The sequence below is a fragment of the Kitasatospora putterlickiae genome (assembly GCF_039527695.1).
GTDB lineage: Bacteria > Actinomycetota > Actinomycetes > Streptomycetales > Streptomycetaceae > Kitasatospora > Kitasatospora putterlickiae.
This window is the reverse complement of record NZ_BAAAKJ010000173.1, coordinates 3,542-5,115: the sequence shown is the minus strand read 5'-3', so window position 1 is coordinate 5,115 and position 1,574 is coordinate 3,542. Positions and strand designations below refer to the sequence as shown.

Annotated in this window: 1 protein-coding gene; it reads right to left on the bottom strand. The window is 74.1% G+C overall.

All coding sequences use genetic code 11. The features are described from left to right. Positions 1-1,574: acyltransferase domain-containing protein (locus ABD308_RS17610; protein WP_344335426.1), on the bottom strand; the 1,574-nt coding region annotated here is incomplete at both ends.

The following is a 1,574-nucleotide window of genomic DNA, read 5'->3' as shown; positions in this document are numbered from 1 at the left end:
CGCGCGGGGTGATGCCCGCGAGGCCCTGAAGGATCCGCTCGGCGATCGCCTCCACGTGCGGGGTGTGCGAGGCGTAGTCCACGGGGATACGCCGCACCCGCACGCCCGCGCTCTCGCAGTGGGCGAGGAACTCCTCGGCCGCGTCGAGGTCACCGGCCACGACGGTGGACGAGGGGCCGTTGACGGCCGCCACCCACAGCCGGCCCTCGAAACCCTCCAGGTGACCGTTCACGCTCTCCAGGGTGGTGGCGACGGAGAGCATCGCGCCCTGCCCCGCCAGGGCGGTGATCGCCGCCGAGCGCGCCACGACGACGCGCACGGCGTCCTCGACGCTCAGCGCGCCGGCCACGCACGCTGCGGCGATCTCGCCCTGCGAGTGCCCCACCACCGCCGCCGCCCGCACCCCGAGCGACTCCCACAGGCGGGCCAGGCCCACCATGACCGTGAACATCACCGGCTGCACGACATCGACCCGCTCGAAGGAGGGCGCGCCCGGCTCGCCGCGCAGGACGTCGAGGACCGACCAGCCCGCGAGGCGCTCGACCTCCGCCGAGCACTCCGCCACCGACTTCGCGAACACCGGGAACGCGTCGAGGAGTTCGACACCCATCCGCTCCCACTGCCAGCCCTGCCCCGGGAACACCAGCACCGGCCGCGCCGTCGCACCGACCGTGCCCATGACGGCGTTGCCCGCGACCTCACCCCCGGCCGCGAACGCCTCCAGACCGGCGAGCAGTTCGGCGCGGTCGGCACCGACCACGGCCAGACGATGACCCAGCACCGGCTTCCCGGCCAACGCCCGACCCACCACCGCAGGCTCCACACCCGTACCGGCGAACTCCGCCAGCCGCGCCGCCTGCGCCCGCAGACCACCCGCACTGCCACCCGACACCAACCACGCCGACACCCCGGCGTCCGGCTCATCAGCCGACGCCTCGACAGGAGACTCGAACTCCGGGGCCTCCTCGACGATCACGTGAGCGTTGGTGCCACTGGCCCCGAAGGACGAGACACCCGCACGACGCGTGCGCTCGCCGCGCGGCCACGCGACCGGCTCGGTCAGCAACGACACCGCGCCCGCCGACCAGTCCACGAACGGGGTCGGCTCGTCCACGTTCAGGGTGCGCGGCAGCTCCTCCTGCTGGAGGGCCATCACCATCTTGATCACACCGCCGACGCCGGCCGCCGCGACCGAGTGGCCGATGTTGGACTTCATGGACCCCAGCCAGAGCGGGCGCTCCTGCTCCCGCTCCTGCCCGTAGGTCGCGATCAGCGCCTGCGCCTCGATCGGGTCGCCCAGCTTGGTGCCGGTGCCGTGCGCCTCGACGGCGTCGACGTCCCCGGCCGAGAGGCCCGCGTCCGCGAGCGCCGCCCGGATCACGCGCTGCTGCGAGGGACCGTTCGGCGCGGTCAGGCCGCTGCTGGCGCCGTCCTGGTTGATGGCGCTGCCCCGGACGACGCCGAGCACCCGGTGACCCAACCGCCGCGCGTCCGACAGCCGTTCGAGCGCGATCAGACCGACACCCTCGGCCCAGGTCGTCCCGTCCGCGCCCGCCGCGAACGACTTGCAGCGG